The 18,693-nt window shown below is 68.5% G+C and carries 17 protein-coding genes and 1 riboswitch; of the genes, 16 read left to right on the top strand and 1 reads right to left on the bottom strand.

Going from position 1 to position 18,693, the window contains the following annotated elements; translation table 11 throughout:
- Positions 1–57 precede the first annotated feature (57 nt).
- Positions 58–145, top strand: a riboswitch (TPP riboswitch).
- From thiM to thiD, 3 genes are all read left to right on the top strand, one after another.
- Positions 135–1,007 (top strand): hydroxyethylthiazole kinase, encoded by an 873-nt coding sequence (thiM, locus tag GZ998_RS01360; protein ID WP_161924226.1) that lies wholly within the window; start codon positions 135–137, stop codon positions 1,005–1,007. Its footprint overlaps the riboswitch before it by 11 nt.
- On the top strand, positions 1,004–1,660 hold the full coding sequence (gene thiE, locus GZ998_RS01355; RefSeq protein ID WP_219108516.1) for a thiamine phosphate synthase: 657 nt from the start codon (positions 1,004–1,006) through the stop codon (positions 1,658–1,660). The genes thiM and thiE overlap by 4 nt, the downstream gene beginning before the upstream one ends.
- Positions 1,657–2,511, top strand: a complete 855-nt coding sequence (thiD, locus tag GZ998_RS01350) for a bifunctional hydroxymethylpyrimidine kinase/phosphomethylpyrimidine kinase (protein ID WP_257504906.1) — start codon at positions 1,657–1,659, stop codon at positions 2,509–2,511. Before thiE ends, thiD begins: the two co-directional genes overlap by 4 nt.
- Positions 2,512–2,515: 4 nt before the next feature.
- Here the strand turns inward: thiD and GZ998_RS01345 are convergent, their stop codons facing one another.
- Positions 2,516–2,794, bottom strand: coding sequence for a hypothetical protein (locus GZ998_RS01345; protein ID WP_219108514.1), 279 nt, complete (start codon positions 2,792–2,794; stop codon positions 2,516–2,518).
- Between the two features lie 202 nt (positions 2,795–2,996).
- On the opposite strand from GZ998_RS01345, the gene GZ998_RS01340 reads away from it, so the two are divergent.
- From GZ998_RS01340 to sufC, 13 genes are all read left to right on the top strand, one after another.
- Positions 2,997–5,216 carry a type IIA DNA topoisomerase subunit B gene (locus GZ998_RS01340; protein ID WP_219108512.1) on the top strand — a complete coding sequence of 740 codons (2,220 nt, stop codon included), beginning with the start codon at positions 2,997–2,999 and terminating at the stop codon, positions 5,214–5,216.
- 149 nt (positions 5,217–5,365) lie between these two features.
- A complete protein-coding gene (locus tag GZ998_RS01335) occupies positions 5,366–6,418 on the top strand; it encodes a GNAT family N-acetyltransferase (protein ID WP_161924222.1) in 1,053 nt (350 codons plus the stop codon).
- A 220-nt stretch (positions 6,419–6,638) separates the two neighbouring features.
- Complete coding sequence (locus tag GZ998_RS01330) at positions 6,639–7,550, top strand: DUF3737 family protein (protein WP_203234214.1); 912 nt, start codon at positions 6,639–6,641, stop codon at positions 7,548–7,550.
- A complete protein-coding gene (locus GZ998_RS01325) occupies positions 7,547–8,785 on the top strand; it encodes a MalY/PatB family protein (RefSeq protein ID WP_219108511.1) in 1,239 nt (412 codons plus the stop codon). Before GZ998_RS01330 ends, GZ998_RS01325 begins: the two co-directional genes overlap by 4 nt.
- 129 nt (positions 8,786–8,914) lie before the next feature.
- Positions 8,915–9,922 carry a LacI family DNA-binding transcriptional regulator gene (locus GZ998_RS01320; protein ID WP_161924221.1) on the top strand — a complete coding sequence of 336 codons (1,008 nt, stop codon included), beginning with the start codon at positions 8,915–8,917 and terminating at the stop codon, positions 9,920–9,922.
- Between the two features lie 82 nt (positions 9,923–10,004).
- Positions 10,005–11,300 (top strand): sugar ABC transporter substrate-binding protein, encoded by a 1,296-nt coding sequence (locus tag GZ998_RS01315; protein WP_161924220.1) that lies wholly within the window; start codon positions 10,005–10,007, stop codon positions 11,298–11,300.
- Between the two features lie 65 nt (positions 11,301–11,365).
- A complete protein-coding gene (locus GZ998_RS01310; protein WP_161924219.1) occupies positions 11,366–12,292 on the top strand; it encodes a carbohydrate ABC transporter permease in 927 nt (308 codons plus the stop codon).
- A gap of 1 nt (position 12,293) precedes the next feature.
- Complete coding sequence (locus GZ998_RS01305; RefSeq protein ID WP_219108509.1) at positions 12,294–13,241, top strand: carbohydrate ABC transporter permease; 948 nt, start codon at positions 12,294–12,296, stop codon at positions 13,239–13,241.
- A 3-nt stretch (positions 13,242–13,244) separates the two neighbouring features.
- A complete protein-coding gene (locus tag GZ998_RS01300; protein WP_219108508.1) occupies positions 13,245–14,159 on the top strand; it encodes a glycosyl hydrolase family 32 in 915 nt (304 codons plus the stop codon).
- A gap of 229 nt (positions 14,160–14,388) precedes the next feature.
- Complete coding sequence (locus GZ998_RS01295; protein WP_161924216.1) at positions 14,389–15,117, top strand: metalloregulator ArsR/SmtB family transcription factor; 729 nt, start codon at positions 14,389–14,391, stop codon at positions 15,115–15,117.
- Complete coding sequence (sufB, locus tag GZ998_RS01290) at positions 15,117–16,556, top strand: Fe-S cluster assembly protein SufB (RefSeq protein WP_161924215.1); 1,440 nt, start codon at positions 15,117–15,119, stop codon at positions 16,554–16,556. Before GZ998_RS01295 ends, sufB begins: the two co-directional genes overlap by 1 nt.
- Positions 16,557–16,632: 76 nt before the next feature.
- Positions 16,633–17,865, top strand: coding sequence for a Fe-S cluster assembly protein SufD (sufD, locus tag GZ998_RS01285; RefSeq protein ID WP_219108507.1), 1,233 nt, complete (start codon positions 16,633–16,635; stop codon positions 17,863–17,865).
- A 39-nt stretch (positions 17,866–17,904) separates the two neighbouring features.
- Positions 17,905–18,654, top strand: coding sequence for a Fe-S cluster assembly ATPase SufC (gene sufC / locus GZ998_RS01280; protein ID WP_161924213.1), 750 nt, complete (start codon positions 17,905–17,907; stop codon positions 18,652–18,654).
- The last annotated feature ends 39 nt before the right edge of the window (positions 18,655–18,693 follow it).

The following is an 18,693-nucleotide window of genomic DNA, read 5'->3' as shown; positions in this document are numbered from 1 at the left end:
GCCCGGCCGCCCCGGAACCGCCCGGTTCCGGGGCGGCCGCCTGCTTGCTATCGTTATGCCTACGACACGGGGTGCCGCAAGGCTGAGAGAAACCCGTTGAACCTGTCCAGATAATGCTGACGAAGGGATGTCGCATGCCGCAGCACGCGTCCGCAAGTGCTTATTCGAGTGACTGCCCCGCCGAGCCCTCGGTCCTGAGGGCGCCCGCGCCGCCCGCTGGTACCGCGGAAGTGCTGGAGTCCCTGCGCGCCGCCGGCCCACTGGTTGCCTGCATCACCAACTCCGTGGTCACGAATTTCACCGCCAATGTCCTACTGGCCACCGGGGCCGCTCCCGCGATGGTCGACGTCACCGGGGAGGCCGGGCCCTTCGCCGCCGTCGCCTCCGCGCTGCTGATCAACTTGGGAACGCCTCAGCCCGAGCAGCGCGCCGCGGCCTTGGAGGCCGCCGCTGCCGCGCGTGCGGCAGGCGTGCCGTGGGTGCTGGACCCCGTGGCGGTAGGCACGCTGGTACACCGCACCGAGCTCGCCCACCGGCTGCTGGAGGAGGAGCCGACCGTCATCCGCGGCAATGCCTCGGAGATCATGGCCCTTGCCGGCTCCGGCGCGGGAGGCAGGGGCGTGGAGACCGCCGATGATGTTGCCGCCGCCCTAGGAGCCGCGCGGGCGCTCTCGGCCCGCACCGGTGCGGTGGTCGCCGTGTCCGGCCCCGTGGATGCCATCGTTGATGACGGACGCCTGGCCCGGGTGGGTGGCGGCTCCGCCCTGCTCACCCGCGTGACCGGCGGCGGCTGCGCCCTGGGGGCGCTGGCGGCCGGCTTCCTTGCGGCCGGGCGCGCCATCGGCACCGACGCCTTCGCCGCAACCGTTGCCTGCCACGCCGTATACAGCGCGGCCGCCGAGATCGCTGCCGAGACTGCTGCGGGTCCGGGCTCCTTCCAGGTCGCCCTGCTCGACTCTCTGTACTGCTTGGATGCCGACGACCTCGCCAGGATCCCCGTCTCATGAGGCCCGCACCGGACCTGCGGGTCTACCTGGTCACCGACGCCGACCAGTGCCGCTCCCGCGGCCGCACGGTCACCGACACCGTCCGTGCCGCCGTGGCGGGCGGTGTCACCTGCGTGCAGGTGCGCGCCAAGCACGCCGACGGCGCCGGCTTCCTCGCCCAGGTCCTCGGCGTCGCTCACGCCGTCGGTAGGCAGGTGCCGGTGATCGTCAACGACCGCGTAGACGTGTTCCTGGCGGCCCGCGGTCTGGGGGCGCCGGTGGCGGGCGTGCACGTGGGGCAGCGGGACCTGCCTGCGACCGTGGTGCGTGAGCTCATCGGTGAAGCCGCCTACCTGGGCCTGTCCGCAGCCACCCCGGAGGAACTCTCCGCGGCGGAATCGGAGGGCGCCTGCGACCACGTGGGCATTGGCGCGGTACGGGCCACCGCCACCAAGACGGACGCGCCCGCAGGCATCGGCACGGGCGGCGTCATCCGCCTGGCCGCGTCCGCTGGCCTGCCGTGCGTCGCCATCGGCGGAGTCACCAGCGCGGACCTTCCCGTCCTGCGCGTTGGAGGACTGGCCGGGGCCGCCGTCGTCTCCGCCATCTGCCTGGCGGATGATCCGCGGGAGGCCGCGCAGCAACTGCGCGGGGCCTGGGAGAGCGGACAATGACCAGCACAATCCCCAGGGTGCTGACCGTCGCCGGCTCCGATCCCTCCGGCGGCGCCGGCGTCCAGGCGGACCTGAAGACCATGGGGGCGCTCGGCGCCTACGGGATGAGCGTGGTCACCGCACTGACCGCTCAGTCCACGCGCGGGGTAACCGGGGTGCATGCCGTACCCGTGGACTTCGTGCGCCTGCAACTGGACACCCTGCTGGCGGACATCGCCCCCGACGCCACCAAGATCGGCATGCTCGCCACCGCCGAGCTGGCCGACGCGGTGGGGGAGTACCTCCCCGGTCTGCCCGGAACCGTCCTGGACCCGGTGATGGTGGCAACCTCCGGGGACCGCCTGCTCGACGCCGACGCCCTGGCGGCGCTGCGCCGCCTGTGCATGCGGGCGGATCTGATCACGCCGAACCTGCCGGAGGCGGCCGCGCTGCTGGGATGCGAGCCCGCCACGAGCCCCGACGAGATGCGCCGCCAGGCCGAGGCGCTGCTCGCCCGCGGGGCTCGCCGGGTGCTGCTCAAGGGCGGACACCTGGCGGGAGGGGCAGCCGACGTGTATGCCGACACCGACGGCACGGTGCTGCTGCCGGGTCGCCGCGTGCGCACCCGCAACACCCACGGGACGGGCTGCACGCTGTCGTCCGCCGTCGCCGCCCTGCGTCCGCAGCGTGACAGCTGGATCGCGGCGGTACGAGACGCCAAGGCCTACCTGACCGGCGCCCTCGCGCACGCCGACGTGCTCGGTGTCGGCCACGGGCACGGCCCGGTGCACCACTACTACGCCCTCTGGCCGACTCAGCCAGAGGGCGTAGGCAGAAAGTTGAAGGATCCGACGGGCGAGCCGCCCGCCTAGTCGGTCAGTCGGACTCGTTTGAGCGGGTGAGGCGGTCGGACTCGTCCTGGATGAACAGGGCCTGGCGCTCCAGGGCGTCACGGTGGGCGTGGCCGTGGTGGGCGCAGAACAGCAGCTCGCCGGAGGCGAGGACCACGCGCAGGTAGGCCTGCGCGCCGCAGACGTCACAGCGGTCGGCGGTGGTGAGCGGACGCGTCTCGGTCGCCGCGGCCTGGCCGGTGGCCTGTTCGGGCACGGCCGTCGGATCGGCGACCGTGGGAGAGATAGGAGTTGCGGTGCTCATGGCTCGATTTCACCACTGCTGGGCGCCCGCGCCAACGCTGAAGGGCCGTTTTCCGCCCCGGGCGCACCCCCTGCGCCCACGGCGAACGCAGGGAATCACGGGAATCAGGTGTGGCGTCGACGCGTCGGCGCCGGGCGAAGACCACATCCTGGCGGCGGCGCGGGGCGCCGAAGCCGCCCCGGCGATCGGCTAGATTCGGGCCGTGCCAGATTCTTCCCAGTCCTACTCCGCCCGCCACCTCTCCGTGCTGGAGGGGCTTGAGGCGGTGCGCAAGCGCCCTGGCATGTACATCGGCTCCACCGACCAGCGGGGCCTGATGCACTGCGTGTGGGAGATCATCGACAACGGCGTGGACGAGGCCCTGGAGGGCTACGGGGACCGCATTGGCGTGTTGGTCCACGCCGACGGGTCCATTGAGGTGCGCGATACCGGCCGGGGTGTGCCCGTGGACGTGGAGCCCTCCTCCGGGCTGACCGGCGTCGAGCTGGTCTACACCAAGCTGCACGCCGGCGGGAAGTTCGGCGGCGGCTCCTACGGCTCCGCCGGCGGCCTGCACGGGGTGGGCGCCAGCGTGGTCAACGCCCTGTCAGCCCGTATGGACGTGGAGGTGGACCGCGGCGGTAAGACTTACGCCATGAGTTTCAGGCGCGGCGTTCCCGGCGTCTTCACAGATCCCACCACGGGCCCCAACCCAGATGCGCCCTTCGAGGAGTTCACCGAGGCCACGCAGCTGCGCGTGGTCGGCAAGGTGCGCCGGGGCGTGACCGGTACCCGGGTGCGCTACTGGGCCGACCCCGAGATCTTCCCCGCACCCGCCCAGTACGACATCACCGCCCTGCGCGCCCGGCTGCGGCAGACCAGCTTCCTGGCGCCCGGGCTCACGCTCACCCTCACCGATGAGCGCGACCCGGACGCCGTCGCCGCCGCGGCCAGCGGTCCTGCGGCCGGCGACCCGGCGCTGAGCGCCAAGGCCGCCCACGCCTCAGCGGGTGCGGGCGACCTGTTCACCTCCGGCGCCGCGGACCAGGAGGGCACCGAGGTCTTCCACGCCGAGGGCGGAACTGCGGACTTCGTCGACTACCTGGCTACCGACGGCTCCGTTACCGATACCTTCCGCCTTACCGGCGAGGGGACCTACACCGAGACCGTGCAGCAGCTCGACCAGCGCACCGGACACCTGCGCCCCACCGAGGTTGAGCGCACCTGCACCGTGGACGTGGCCCTGCGCTGGGGCATCGGCTACGACACCACCGAGCGCTCCTTCGTCAACATTATTGCCACCCCCATGGGCGGCACCCACCTGACCGGCTTTGAGCAGGCCGTCACCAAGGTGTTGCGCAAGCAGATCGACGCCAACTCCCGCGCCCTGAAGGTCACCAGCCGCGACGGGCGCATCGAGAAGGACGACATCCTGGCGGGGCTGACCGCCGTCATCACCGTGCGCGTGCCCGAGCCCCAGTTCGAGGGGCAGACCAAGGAGGTGCTCGGCACCGCCCCGGTGCGCCAGATCGTCGCCAAGGTGGTGGAGAAGGAGCTTACCGCCCTGCTGACCTCCTCCAAGCGCGACCTGAAGACCCAGTCGCGCGCCCTGCAGGAGAAGATCGTCGGGGAGATGCGCGCACGCGTGTCCGCCCGCATGCACAAGGAGATCACCCGCCGCAAGACCGCCCTGGAGACCTCCACGCTGCCCGCCAAGCTGGCCGACTGCCGCTCCGACGACGTCGCCTCCTCCGAGCTGTTCATCGTCGAGGGCGACTCCGCCCTGGGCACCGCCAAGAACGCCCGCAACAGCGAGTTCCAGGCGCTGCTGCCCATCCGCGGCAAGATCCTCAACGTGCAGAAGGCGTCCCAGGCGGACATGCTGCGCAACGCCGAGTGCTCAGCCATCATCCAGGTGGTCGGGGCCGGCTCCGGACGCACTTTCGACCTGGAGGCCGCCCGCTACGGCAAGGTCATCCTGATGACCGACGCCGACGTCGACGGCGCCCACATCCGCACCTTGCTGCTGACCCTGTTCTTCCGCTACATGCGCCCCATGATCGAGGCTGGCCGCGTCTTCGCCGCCGTGCCCCCGCTGCACCGGATCGAGGTATCCGCCCAGGGACGACGCAAGAAGGAAGTCATCTACACCTACTCCGACGAGGAGCTGGTCACCACCCTGCGCAAGCTGGAGAAGCAGGGGCGCAGCTTCAAGGAGCCCCAGCGCTATAAGGGCCTGGGGGAGATGGATGCCCACCAGCTGGCCGAGACGACGATGGAGCCGGAGCACCGCACCCTGCGGCGCATCACCCTGAGCGACGAGGCCGAGCTCGCCGAGGCGGAGAACGTGTTTGAGCTGCTCATGGGCTCCAGCGTGGAGCCGCGCCGCGACTTCATCATCGAGGGCGCCGCCGACATCGACCGCGAGCGCATCGACGCCTGAGGCTCCGGAGGCCCGCCGCCGGTGACGCCTCCGCGCCGACGGCACGCGGTGCGGGTGGGCTGCTCGGGTAACCTGGAGCGACCCGCTTCTTCCAACATCTGATCCGTCCAGGCCCGAGGTCGGGCACCGTCCCGTCGAAGGAGACGCATATGACGCCGGTTTACGGTTCGACGCCCCGCACCGGTCCGGGTGGCCCCTGGGCCATGTTCCGTCCCGGTCCCCGGTCCGCCTTGCCCCGCATGCTCACCTGGTCGCCGCTTGGACCTCGCGATAATGCCGAGCTCGCCGATCTGGTCGCCCGCTCTGAGGCTGCCGACAACCCGCCCTACCGCACCACCGCGCAGGAGACCGCCGAGTACTTCGTAGACCCCACCTATTCCGGTGTGGCCGGGCGCGACGCCGATGGTGTGATGCGCGCATTCGGGCTGGTGCGGCTGCGTCCGGCGGGGGAGATCTACGCCTCCATGACCGGGACCGTAGACCCTGCCTGGCGTAGGCGCGGCATCGGAGTGGCGCTGCTGCACTGGCAGACCGAGCGGGCCCGGCACCTCATCGGTGCCGAACGGGCAGGTGAGCCGTCCGGATCGGCCGCCTCCGCGCCAGCGCACATCGTCACCACGGTCCTAGAGGACGATGAACGCATGAAGGATCACCTCTTGGAGCTGCGCTTCGAGCCGCGCCGCTGGTACCGGGAGGTCAGGCGCTCATTGGCCACCGCGATACCCACGGTTGAGCTGGATGGGTTCCTCGGTATCGAGCCGTGGTCGGAGGACCTGGATGATGCCGTGCGCCGAGCCCACAACCAGGCCTTCGCCGACTCCGGCGGCGGCAGCATGAGCCCGGAGGAGTGGCGGGCCGGGCGTGCCTATTTCGCCCCCCAGTGGAGCTTCGTTGCGCTGGACCGGTCCGGGGACCGTGCGCGCGTGGCCGGCTACGTGCTGTCCAGCCGCTATGAGCAGGACTGGGAGGCACTCGGCTGGCGGGAAGGCTACACGGACGTTATCGGCGTGCTCGCCGACTACCGTTCCAGGGACGTGGGCCCGGCGCTGCTGTGCGCGGCCATGCGCGCCTACGCGGCCGACGGCATGGAGTACGCTGCCGCGGGCTTCGAGTCAGACGATCCCAGCGGCGCCGTCGACCTGTTCCGCGACCTGGGTTACACCGCCACCCGGGGGACCATCCTCTACGGCTTGGACGTGTAGGCGCCGATTCCCGCGCGTTGGCTCTGCCCGCAGCACCGGGGTTGACATCGGCTGGATCGCATCGGGCTCCCGCCGGGTCCGATGCTCCCCTGCCGGAGGCGACGTCGTGGAGACGGCCTGCACCTGTTCGGACTCGGAGCCGGCACGATGAAGAGGAGATCGCTGACAGGTACTGATAATGCCTCGTTGCGAGGACGTCGGCTTCCTAGAGTTGTGTGCCATGACATTAGCCGCAACCCCAGCAGCACCGACCGACTGTCTCGGCAACAGCGACTCGATGGTCGACCATCAGCACTTGACCGGCGAACGCGCGCTGTATGCCTCTCGCGATCTGACCATCGTCCACTCCACATTCAGCGACGGTGAATCCCCGCTTAAGGAGAGCCGCGGTCTGCGTATCAGCGACAGCGTGTTCGAGTGGAAGTATCCGCTCTGGTACTGCCAGGACGTGTCGGTCACCGGCGGCGCTCTGCTGGAGACCGCCCGCTCCGGCATCTGGTACACGGACGACATCCGCATTGAAGGCACGCTGGTGGCCGCACCAAAGACCTTCCGCCGCGGCCGCGGCATCAGCCTGCAGCGGGTGGACCTGCCACATGCCGAAGAAACCCTGTGGAGCTGCCGGGAAGTGACGCTAGCGGAGGTGAATGCCACCGGCGACTACTTCGCCAAGGACGCCGTCGGGGTGACTGCCGAACGGCTGCGGCTCACCGGGAACTACGCCTTCGACGGGGCCCGGGACGTGACCGTACGGGACAGTGTGCTGCTGAGTAAGGACGCCTTCTGGAACTGTGAGAATGTGGTGGTGGAGAACTCGGTGATCGTGGGGGAGTACCTGGGCTGGAACTCTCGCAACGTCACCCTCGTCGACTGCACCGTTCAGAGTCTGCAGGGCCTGTGCTACATCGATGGACTCACCCTGCGGGGCTGCCGTCTGTTGGACACCACTCTCGCCTTTGAGTATTGCCGGGGCATTGACGCCGAGATAATCGGTCACCTCGACTCACTGACCAACCCCTACGACGGCGTAATCAGGGTCGGCTCCATCGGCGAGAAGATCTTCGACCCAGACCGAGTGAAACCCGCCGCGACCCGCATCGAAACCGGCTGGACGCCCCTGGTAGACGCATGAGCTCCTCCTCCAACTTCAACCTGGACGAGTGCACCGACCGGCGTGGCACCGGTTCACTAAAATGGGATAAGGCCGGGCCCGGTGAGCTGCCCATGTGGGTTGCGGACATGGACCTGCGCACCGCGCCCGTCGTGCGCCGGGCACTCGCCCGTGTTGCCCGCGAGGGCCTGCTGGGCTACACCGTCGTCACCGACGCCTACGAGCAGGCCGTAACCGACTGGTGGACACGCCGCCACGGCTGGCCGCTACAGCGTGACTGGTTGATCCCTACCACGGGGGTCGTCGCCGCGATCTCCTCGATCGTTCGCAGCGTGACCAATGTGTTCGAGAAGGTTGTGATTCAGCAGCCCGTCTACAACATCTTCACCAACAGCGTCCTGAACAACGGTCGGCGCTTGGTCACCAGCGACCTGCGGCAGGGAGAGAACGGGGAGTGGAGGATCAACTGGGCCGATCTGGAGGCCAAGCTTGCCGACCCGCTCGCCACCCTGATGATCCTGTGCAACCCACACAACCCCGTGGGGCGGGTGTGGACCCGGGAAGAACTTGCCCGCCTTGGCACACTTGCCGCCGAGCACCACGTACTCGTCGTGTCCGATGAGGTTCACTGCGACCTCACCCTGCCCGGGGTTGGTTACACGCCCTTCGCCGCTGCAGCGCCGGTGTGCGCCGAAGTGGGCATCACCTGCCTGTCGCCGTCAAAGGCCTTCAACACCGCCGGCGTCCACTCGGCGACGGTCGTCATCCCCGAGCCGCACCTGCGCTCCCGCGTGGAGCGCAGCCTGAATACCGACGAGGTCGCCGAGCCGGGAGCGTTCGCCGTGCCGGCGGTAGTCGCCGCCTACAGCGCAGAGGGGGAGGCCTGGCTGACAGCAGTGCGCAGCTACATCGCCGCTAACAAAGCGCGGGTGGCCGACGTGGTGGCGCGCGAACTGGCCGGCTGTGCTGCGCCGGTTTCGCAGGCCACCTACCTGTCCTGGATCGACGTGCGCCCACTGCTGCGCTCCGGCGCCGGACCCGCCGCCGGGAGAGGAGACGCGCTTGCGGACGCAACCACCGCCCTGGCCGTTCAGATTCGTGAGCATTCCGGCCTGGTGCTCACCGCCGGCAGTACTTACGGCCGTGCCGGCGCCGGCTTCCTCCGCATGAATCTGGGCACTCAGCTCGCTCGCGTTGACGATGGCCTCGAGCGCCTGGTGCGCGGGGTGCGCAACTGGGCGGCTGCCGGGCACTGAAACGACACGTCGGTCACGCTCGTATATTCAGCTGTGACGTTAATCGTTTGACTTAACCTCATGTGACGACTCACACTCTTGTTAGCGGGCGCAATCGCCCGGACCACTGATGAGCTAGCAGGAGGGGCGATGGCGACTCTCAGTGATGTCGCTGATGCAGCCGGCGTCTCCACGGCCTCCGCCTCCTTGGTGCTGTCGGGCAAGGCGCAGGGGAGGGTTTCCCAGGCTACGGCGGACCGTGTGCGCGCCGCGGCGGAGGACCTCGGCTACGTGCGCGATGCGCTTGCAGGCGGCATGCGCAACCGCCGCACGCGCACCGTGGGGGTGCTCGGCGTCCGGGTCCTGTCCACTCCCTACGCGGTTGCGATGATCGACGCCATCCTCAGCGCCTGCGCAGAACTCGGCTGGTCCGTGCTGCTGACCGACTCCGGCGGGGAACCGGAACCGACCCGCCGCGCGGTGCGCGAGCTGCGCTCCCGGCGCGTAGACGTCATCGTGCACGCCGCCATGTACCACCAGCAGGTGCGCGTGCCGGCGGAGCTGGACAACGTGGCGGTCCTGAACGGCTTCGCCGATCGGGACGACGTCGTCGGAGTTGTGCCCGATGAGGAGGCGGCTGCGCGCGCCGCGGTAACGCACCTGCTGGAGCTGGGTCACCGCCGGATCGGCCACCTGACTCAAGACGTCTGTGCTGTCGCCATTGGGATGCGCCGCGCGGCATACGAGACAACCCTGCGCGAGGCGGGCATTACCCCGGACCCAGACCTGGTGATAGCCGCCGGACAGCACCCAGAGCAGGCGGATGCCGGTGCCCGCAGGCTGCTGGACCGCCAGAACCGTCCCACTGCGGTCTTCTGCTACAACGACGGCATGGCGGCCGGCGTGTACCGCACGGCCGCAGCCCTGGGAATCTCCATCCCCGAGCAGCTGTCGGTTGTCGGCTTCGACGACCTGCGGCTGATCTCTACCAATCTGGCGCCCCAGCTGACCACCATGCGCCTGCCCCACTACGAGATGGCGGACTGGCTCGTGCGGCGGCTGATCCACGACGACCTGCCCGAGCCCGCAGGCATCCACCGCTTCCCGTGTGACCTCATCGTCCGCAACTCAACCGCCCCCGCACCCCCGGGCGCCTGAGCCCCGGGCCGGGCGGCCCCCACAAGCCCCGGATTCGCCCCGATTCCGGTAAACCATCCCAGTGACACACGAAGGAGTGTCCATGTCCACTACTCGCCGCACGTTCCTCGGCCTGGGCGTAACCGCCGCAGTGGCCGCCACGCTCGCCGCCTGCTCCTCCCAGCAGGGCGGCTCCGCCTCCGGCTCCTCCGGTGCCATCACGCTGTGGACCCACAACGGGGGCAACAGCGAGGAGCTCGCCGTCGTCAAGAATGCGGTGGAGGCCTTCAACGCGGCCAACCCCGACACCCCCGTCGAGGTCAAGGACTTCCCGCAGGCCTCCTACAACGACTCCATCGCGGCGGCCGCCGTGGCCGGGGACCTGCCCGACATCCTCGACCTGGACGGCCCCATCATGCCCAACTGGGCCTACTCCGGTTACCTTGCGCCCCTGCAGATCTCCTCGGAGCTGGAGGACAGCATCATCGACTCGGCCAAGGGCTACTGGAATGACACCCTGTACTCGGTGGGCCCCTACGACACCTCCCTGTGCTTCCTGGGCCGCAAGTCGGCCTTCGAGGCCGCCGGCGTGCCCATCCCCACGATCGACCAGCCGTGGACCCGAGAGGAGTTCGATGACGCCCTGGCCAAGCTCTCCGAGCTGCCCGACTACGACTACGCGATCGACTTCTCGGTAGCGGATACGGCCGAGTGGTGGCCCTACGCCTACGCCCCGATGCTGCAGTCCTTCGGTGGCGACCTGATCGATCGGGAGACCTTCGAGACTGCCGATGGCTTCCTCAACGGCGACGCCGCGGTGCAGTGGGGCGAGTGGTTCCGCTCCTGCTTCACCAAGGGATACGCCTCCGAGACGCCCGCAACGGACGGGCAGGACTTCCTCCAGGGCAAGGTGCCGCTCTACTACGCCGGCGGCTGGAAGGTGCTCCAGTCGCAGGAGACCTTCGGCGAGGACGAGGTGCTCATCCTCCCGCCGGTGGACTTCGGACAGGGCGCGCGCGTCGGCGGCGGCTCCTGGCAGTGGGGCGTGTCGGCCACCAGCTCCAACCCCGCCGCGGCCAACGCATTCATCGAGTTCCTCATGCAGGACGAGTACCTGGTGGAGTACTCCAACGCCATCGGCAACTTCCCCTCTGTGCCCTCGGCCACGCCGCAGACCGAGTACTACAAGGAGGGCGGGGCCCTGGAGCCCGTGTACGAGATCGGCACCAAGTACGCCCTCCTGCGCCCCGCCACGCCCGGCTACAAGGTGATCTCCTCGATCTTCGACAAGGCCGCCCGTGACATCGTCTCCGGTGCCGACGTGAAGTCCACCCTGGACCAAGCGGTCAAGGACATCGACGCCGACATCACCTCCAACAACGGCTACCAGGCCAAGTGACGGCAGCTTCCGTCCCGAGTACCGGTGGGGACGCAGTCGGCGTCCCCACCGGGGAGGAGACACTCATGTCCACGTCAACCGCAACCACGTCGTCTAAACGCGTCGGGCGCTCCGCCGCGCTGCGCAAGGAGGCCCGCACCGCCTGGCTCATGTCAGCGCCCGCGCTGCTGCTGCTAACGCTGTTCCTGGGCATCCCCATCGTGCTCACCTTCGCGCTCAGCTTTACCAACGCGCGCCTGATATCCCCCAACCCGCCCGAGTTCATCGGGCTGAGCAACTTCATCCGCGCCTTCAGCAGCGACCCGACCTTCATCAGGTCGCTGACCAACACGGCCTTCTTCGCGCTCATCGTGGTGCCCTGCCAGTCCGGGCTCGCCCTGGCGCTGGCGATCCTGGTCAACCAGAAGGTCAAGGGCGTGACCGCCTTCCGCACCATGATCTTCATGCCGGTGGTCACTTCCATGGTGGTGGTATCCATCCTGTGGAGCTTCTTCTACGAGAAGGACGGCCTGTTCAACTCGATCCTCAACACCCTCACCGGTGGCGGCTGGACAGCCGTGGCGTGGCTGAATAATCCCGGCACGGCGATGCCCGCCATCATCTTGCTGTCCATCTGGCAGGCGGTCGGCCTGCACATGATTATCTGGCTGTCCGGGCTGCAGGGAATCGACCCGGCGCTGTACGAGGCCGCCGCACTCGACGGCGTCAATGGCTGGCAGCGCTTCCGGTACGTCACCTGGCCGGGACTCCACTCCACGATGGTGTTCATCCTGGTCACTATCACCATTGCCGCACTGGGCCTGTTCGTGCAGGTGGACGTAATGACCTCGGGCGGACCCCAGGACGCCACCTCCACACTCGTCTACCACGCCGTACGCAAGGGCTACCGCGAGCAGGACATGGGCTACGGCAGCGCGATCTCGCTGATTTTCTTCGTCGCCGTGCTGGTGATCAGCCTCATCCAGCGGCGCCTGACCAGAGAGGGTGACTGACATGACCACCGCAGCGAACACCGCAGGCCCGGCCCCGGAGGCCACGCCGGGGACCTCGCTCAGGCGCGGGCGTGCCGCCACCAAGCGCCGCTCCCGGATCCTGACCTACCTGGGGCTGACAGTGGCGGCCGTCGTCGCCGTCTTCCCCCTGCTGTTCATGATCTTCTCGTCCTTCAAGAGCGACGCCCAGATCTTCTCCGATCTCGGCTCGTTCAAGGCGTTCCTGCCGGTGGGGGACTTGAGCCTGGACAACTACGAGGGTGTATTCAACCGGGTGCCGGCAGGACGCTTCATCGCCAACTCCGTCATCGTCACCGTGGCGATCGTGGGCCTGGGACTGATCGTGAACTCCATGATCGGCTTCGCCATCTCACGCATGCGCTGGAGGGGCAAGAACCTGATCCTGTCCCTGGTGCTGGCCACCCTGATGGTGCCTTTTGAGACCATCGCGGTGCCGCTGGTCTTCTGGGTGGCGAAGCTGCCCTCCATCCAGTGGGCCGTGGACGGCTTCCTGCTCAAGCAGGGCATGCTCAACACCTACCAGGTGCAGATCCTGCCCTACGTGGCCAATGCGCTGGCGATCTTCCTATTCGCTCAGCACTTTGGCGACATCCCCAAGGAGATCGACGAGGCCGCCCGCGTCGACGGTGCAAGCTGGTGGACCATCTACCGCAAGATCATCGTGCCGCTGTCCGGGCCCACCTTTGCCACGGTTGCGATCATCACCATGCTGCCGGCCTGGAACTCCTACCTGTGGCCCCTGATGGTGGTGCAGCAGGAGTCGATGCGACCGGTGAGCGTGGGGATGCAGTACTTCTTCCAGCTCAATCCCGTATGGGGCCAGATCATGGCCTATGGCACGCTGATCACCCTGCCGGTGCTGATCATCTTCGTCATCTTCCAACGCTCCTTCGTGCAGTCGCTGGCCGGCACCGCGGTCAAGGGGTGAGCGATGGGACTGGAGCTTGCAGACCACTGGCTGTGGGACCACTGGATCGCCGACGACGGCGAGCACTACCACCTGTTCTTCCTGCGCGCCTCCCGGGCACTGCATGACCCGGACCGGCGGCATTGGCGGGCCTCCATGGGGCACGCCGTTTCCGCCGACGCGCGCAACTGGCAGCTGCTTCCGGACGCCCTGGTGCACTCCGACGGCCCGGCATTCGATGACCAGGCCATCTGGACGGGTTGCACCATAAACAAGCCCGGCGGCGGTATGCGGGTGTTCTACACGGGCATCTCCCGGGCGGAGCGCGGCATGGTCCAGCGGATCGGCTGGGCCGACTCCGCCGACGGCGTCACCTTTGAGCGCTGCTGCGCGCAGCCGCTCGAGGCGGACGGACGGTGGTATGAGAAGTGGAGCCCCGGCTACGCCTTCGACGAGCCGTGGCGCGATCCCTTCGTGTTCCGCCATGACGGGCTGTGGCACATGCTGGTCACCGCCCGCGCCCGGGGCGTTGACCGCAAGCACGCCGGCGTGATCGGGCACGCGGTGTCCGCGGACCTCGACCACTGGGAGGTGCTGCCACCCCTGACCGAGCCGAGCAGGTTCGGTCAGCTCGAGGTCAGCCAGTCGCGGCAGGTGGAGGGTCGGCACCTGCTGGTCTTCTCATGCGGTGCGGACATGCAGGCCGAACCCGGGCCGGGCGGAGTGTGGATCGCCGAGGGGGACAGCCCCCTGGGGCCCTGGGACGTCGGCTCCGCCCGGTACGTGGTTCCGGAGCACCTGTACGCCGGCCAGCTGGTTCAGCTGCGGGACGGCCAGTGGATCTACACCGGCTTCAACGACGTCGTCGACGGCGAGTTCATCGGCACCATGCCCGATCCACTGCGCTGGGACGAGGTCGGGCTAGCGGCGGCACCGTAGCGGTATCTGCACCTTCACCGGCACGAACAGGCGGCCCGGGATGTCGAGAGGCACCCGGGCCGCCTGCGTGCCACAGTCGCAACGTGCTATATCGCACGCGCCGCTCGGCGTCGGGAACTTGCCATCGTGGAATTTCGGAACAAAGATGTTCGTTAAAGTTTGACGTGTGCAAGGAGTCGTCCCCCCGGCTCCGCCGCCCGCACCGCGCCGCCTTGGAGAGGAGTAAGCCATGAGCCAAGTCGATGACGACTCCACCCGCTCACGAGTCCTCGACCTAATCGCAGAGAAGGGCCCGATATCAGCCGCCCAGCTGGCCAAGGTGCTCAGTCTCACCCCCGCAGCCGTGCGCCGTCACCTCACCGCGCTGGAGCAGTCCGGTGAGATCGCGGTCCACAACCCGGCCGCCAGCGGCAAGCGCCGCCGCGGCCGCCCGGCACGCTTCTACGTCGCTACCGCGCACGCGCACACGAGCTTCGGCGAGGGGTACTCGGAGCTGGCCAACCGGGCCCTGTCCTACCTGTCGCAGGTAGGCGGGGACAAGGCCATTGACTCCTTCGCCGCCTCCCGCGGCCGCGATCTGGAGCGCCGCTACATGCCCATTGTCGAGGCCGTCGGAAAGGACCCGGCCGAGCGGGCGCGCGCCCTGGCGGACGCCCTGACCCTGGATGGCTACGCGGCCACGGTCCGTGACGTAGGTGACGGTACCTTCGCCGTTCAGCTGTGCCAGGGCCACTGCCCGGTGCGCGAGGTCGCCGGGCACTTCCAGGCACTCTGCGACGCCGAGACCCGCACCTTCGCGCGCCTGCTCGGTGTACCCGTGCAGCGCCTGGCCACCCTGGCCGGCGGCGAGCACGTTTGCACCACACACGTACCCATCGCCATGCCCACGCTGCGCAAGCGCGCTGCACGGGCGGTAGACCAGCGGGGCCGCAGCCCCCGAAGAATGGAAGGAAACTGATGACAGCTCCCGTGACTGAGACCGTCCGCAGCAGCGACGACGAGATCATCGAGTCGATTTCAGAGACCTACGAGTACGGCTGGCGTGACTCCGACGCCGCCGGCCTCTCCGCCAGGCGCGGCCTGGACGAGCAAGTGGTCCGTGAGATCTCCGCGCTGAAGGGCGAGCCCGAGTGGATGCTGCAAAAGCGCCTGAAGGCGTACGAGATCTTCAAGCGCAAGCCCATGCCGACCTGGGGCGTGGACCTGTCCGACTTGGACATGGACCAGGTCAAGTACTTCGTGCGCTCCACAGACAAGCCGGCCTCCTCCTGGGAGGACCTGCCCGAGGACATCCGCAACACCTACGACCGGCTCGGGATTCCCCAGGCGGAGCGCGACCGGCTCGTGGCCGGGGTAGCCGCACAGTACGAGTCCGAGGTCGTCTACGAGCAGATCCGCGAGGACCTTCAGGAGCAGGGCGTTATCTTCCTGGACACCGACTCCGCCCTGAAGCAGTACCCCGAGCTGATGCGGGAGTACTTCGGCTCCGTCGTGCCCGCAGGCGACAACAAGTTCGCCGCCCTGAACACGGCCGTGTGGTCCGGCGGCTCCTTCATCTACGTGCCGCCGGGCGTGCAGGTGGAGATCCCCCTGCAGGCCTACTTCCGCATCAACACCGAGAACATGGGCCAGTTCGAGCGCACCCTGATCATCGCTGACGAGGGCTCCTACGTGCACTACGTGGAGGGCTGCACCGCCCCCATCTACTCCACCGACTCCCTGCACTCGGCGATCGTGGAGATCATCGTCAAGAAGAACGCGCGCGTGCGCTACACGACCATCCAGAACTGGTCCAACAACGTCTACAACCTGGTCACCCAGCGCGCCACCTGCGCCGAGGGCGCCACCATGGAGTGGGTGGACGGCAACATCGGTTCCAAGCGGAACATGAAGTACCCGGCCGTCTTCCTCATGGGGCCCCACGCCCGCGGTGAGGCCCTGTCCATCGCCTTCGCCGGCGCCGGGCAGCACCAGGACACCGGCGCCAAGATGGTCCACATGGCGCCGCACACCTCCAGCCACATCGTCTCCAAGTCGATCTCCCGGGGCGGCGGCCGCTCCGGCTACCGCGGCCTGGTGCAGGTACAGAAGAACGCCCGGCACTCCAAGTCCAATGTGCTGTGCGACGCCCTGCTGGTGGATGAGATCTCGCGCTCGGACACCTACCCGTACGTGGACGTGCGCACCGACGACGTCGAGATGGGGCACGAGGCCACCGTGTCCAAGGTGAGTGCCGACCAGCTGTTCTACCTGATGCAGCGCGGGCTGACCGAGACCGAGGCCATGGCCACGATCGTGCGCGGCTTCGTCGAGCCCATCGCCCGGGAGCTGCCCATGGAGTACGCCCTGGAGCTCAACCGGCTCATCGAGCTGCAGATGGAGAACTCCGTCGGCTGAGCCGGTCGGCACACGCAGCCCGTACTTTTTACTGCCCGATTACGAGCCGCCGGAGGCGATCCGGCAAGGAGCACTCATGCCCGAATTGAAGACCGACCACTCGCGCGCGTCGTTGGAGGGCGCCCACTCGCACGGCGGGCGACGCTACGTCTCCTCCCGCGCAGAGAGGCCCACTTCCTTCGACCCGGCCGACATCCCGGTTCCCCACGGCCGCGAGGAGGAGTGGCGGTTCACCCCCGTCAAGCGCTTCGCCCCCCTGTTCGACCTCGACGCCGTCATGGCGGGATCCGGCTCCGGACCGCTGGTCGTTGACATCGATGCCCCGGCGGGCACCGAGGCCGAGACCGTCGACCGCCAGGATCCGCGCCTGGGCGTCGTCGGGGCCCCAGTCGACCGTACCGGGGTTGTCGCCTGGGCCGCCTTCCAGGCCGCAACCGTGCTAACCGTGCTGCCCGGGGCGGTGCTGGAGCGGGCGGTGCGCGTGACCACCACCGGCGCGGATGAGGCGCTGGCGCACCCCGCCGCCCAGCACATTCGCGTCATCGCCGAGAGGGATGCGGTGGGTACGGTGCTGCTCGACCACCGCGGCACCGCCGCGCTGACCCAGACCGTGGAGGTGACTGTGGCCGACGGGGCCGAGCTGACCCTGGTGACGATTCAGGGGTGGGAGGACCGTGCCGTTCACGCCTCCAACCACCGCGTGCGCGTGGAGGGGCGCGGCGTCCTCAAGCACGTCGTCGTCTCCCTGGGCGGGGACGTGCGCATCTGCTCCGACCTCGGCTTCCAGGGCGAGGGTGGACACATTGACGCCTACGGCGTGTACTTCACCGACGGCGGCCAGCACCAGGAGCACCGCCCCTACGTCGCCCACACCGAGCCGCACTGCTACTCCCGGGTCGCCTACAAGGGCGCCCTGCAGGGGGAGAGCGCTCACTCCGTGTGGGTAGGCGACTGCTTCATCGGTGCCGGCGCGCGCGGCACCGACACCTACGAGCTCAACCGCAACCTGGTGCTCACCGAGGGCGCCAAGGCGGACTCCATCCCCAACCTGGAGATCGAGAACGGCAACATTGAGGGCGCCGGGCACGCCTCGGCAACCGGCCGTTTTGACGACGTGCAGCTGTTCTACCTGCGCGCCCGCGGCATCCCGGAGATGGAGGCCCGCCGCCTGGTGGTGCTCGGCTTCTTCAACGAGATCGTCGCTGAGATCCGCGTGCCCGAGGTCGAGGAGCGGCTGATGGCCGCGATAGAGAAGGAGCTCGAGCTGACCGGGCTCGTATCCGCCCGCGAGCAGGCCGCCGCCGTCTGAGCCCCAACCACTTTGCCCACGAAAGAAGAACCAAGAGTTATGAGCACCCTCGAGATCAAGAACCTCCACGTCCAGGTCGCCACCAACGACGGTCCCAAGCCCATCCTCAAGGGCGTGGACCTGACCGTCGCCTCCGGTGAGGTGCACGCCATCATGGGCCCCAACGGCTCCGGCAAGTCGACCCTGGCATACTCCATCGCCGGCCACCCAGACTATGAGGTCACCGAGGGCGAGGTGCTGCTGGACGGCGTCAATATCCTCGACATGACCGTCGACGAGCGCGCCCGGGCGGGCCTGTTCCTGGCCATGCAGTACCCCGTTGAGGTCCCCGGCGTAACGGTGGCCAATTTCCTGCGCACCGCCAAGACGGCCGTCGACGGCGAGGCCCCCAAGGTCCGCCAGTGGATCGGCCAGGTCAACCAGGCCATGGAGAACCTGCGCATGGACCCGGCCTTCGCCCAGCGAGATGTGAACGCGGGCTTCTCCGGCGGCGAGAAGAAGCGCTTCGAGATCCTGCAGATGGAGCTGCTGCGCCCCCGCTTCGCCATCCTGGACGAGACGGACTCCGGCCTGGACATTGACGCGCTGCGCATCGTCTCCGAGGGGGTCAACCGGCTGCACGACGCCTCGGACGCCGGCTTCCTGCTGATCACGCACTACACGCGCATCCTGCGCTACATCAAGCCCAGCCACATTCACGTGTTCGTGGACGGCCGGGTTGCCGAGGAGGGCGGTGCGGACCTCGCCGACCGCCTGGAGGAGGAGGGCTACGACCGCTTCCTCGCCTGAGGCGTCGGCCGACGCCCCGCCGCATACCCGCAAACCGAT

It is taken from the genome of Actinomyces sp. 594 (genome assembly GCF_019325145.1).
Taxonomy (GTDB): domain Bacteria; phylum Actinomycetota; class Actinomycetes; order Actinomycetales; family Actinomycetaceae; genus Actinomyces.
Note: the sequence above shows the minus strand (reverse complement) of the source record. Positions and strands in the feature narration are given on the sequence as shown.

Excerpts from the sequence above, each read along its gene's own strand:
- GZ998_RS01310 (WP_161924219.1), top strand. The coding sequence starts at position 11,366 with ATGTCCACGTCAACCGCAACCACGTCGTCTAAACGCGTCGGGCGCTCC.
- thiE (WP_219108516.1), top strand. The coding sequence starts at position 1,004 with ATGAGGCCCGCACCGGACCTGCGGGTCTACCTGGTCACCGACGCCGAC.
- GZ998_RS01320 (WP_161924221.1), top strand. The coding sequence starts at position 8,915 with ATGGCGACTCTCAGTGATGTCGCTGATGCAGCCGGCGTCTCCACGGCC.
- GZ998_RS01300 (WP_219108508.1), top strand. The coding sequence starts at position 13,245 with ATGGGACTGGAGCTTGCAGACCACTGGCTGTGGGACCACTGGATCGCC.
- GZ998_RS01345 (WP_219108514.1), bottom strand. The coding sequence starts at position 2,794 with ATGAGCACCGCAACTCCTATCTCTCCCACGGTCGCCGATCCGACGGCC.
- GZ998_RS01305 (WP_219108509.1), top strand. The coding sequence starts at position 12,294 with ATGACCACCGCAGCGAACACCGCAGGCCCGGCCCCGGAGGCCACGCCG.
- GZ998_RS01335 (WP_161924222.1), top strand. The coding sequence starts at position 5,366 with ATGACGCCGGTTTACGGTTCGACGCCCCGCACCGGTCCGGGTGGCCCC.
- sufB (WP_161924215.1), top strand. The coding sequence starts at position 15,117 with ATGACAGCTCCCGTGACTGAGACCGTCCGCAGCAGCGACGACGAGATC.
- thiD (WP_257504906.1), top strand. The coding sequence starts at position 1,657 with ATGACCAGCACAATCCCCAGGGTGCTGACCGTCGCCGGCTCCGATCCC.
- GZ998_RS01315 (WP_161924220.1), top strand. The coding sequence starts at position 10,005 with ATGTCCACTACTCGCCGCACGTTCCTCGGCCTGGGCGTAACCGCCGCA.
- sufD (WP_219108507.1), top strand. The coding sequence starts at position 16,633 with ATGCCCGAATTGAAGACCGACCACTCGCGCGCGTCGTTGGAGGGCGCC.
- GZ998_RS01325 (WP_219108511.1), top strand. The coding sequence starts at position 7,547 with ATGAGCTCCTCCTCCAACTTCAACCTGGACGAGTGCACCGACCGGCGT.
- thiM (WP_161924226.1), top strand. The coding sequence starts at position 135 with ATGCCGCAGCACGCGTCCGCAAGTGCTTATTCGAGTGACTGCCCCGCC.
- GZ998_RS01330 (WP_203234214.1), top strand. The coding sequence starts at position 6,639 with ATGACATTAGCCGCAACCCCAGCAGCACCGACCGACTGTCTCGGCAAC.
- sufC (WP_161924213.1), top strand. The coding sequence starts at position 17,905 with ATGAGCACCCTCGAGATCAAGAACCTCCACGTCCAGGTCGCCACCAAC.
- GZ998_RS01295 (WP_161924216.1), top strand. The coding sequence starts at position 14,389 with ATGAGCCAAGTCGATGACGACTCCACCCGCTCACGAGTCCTCGACCTA.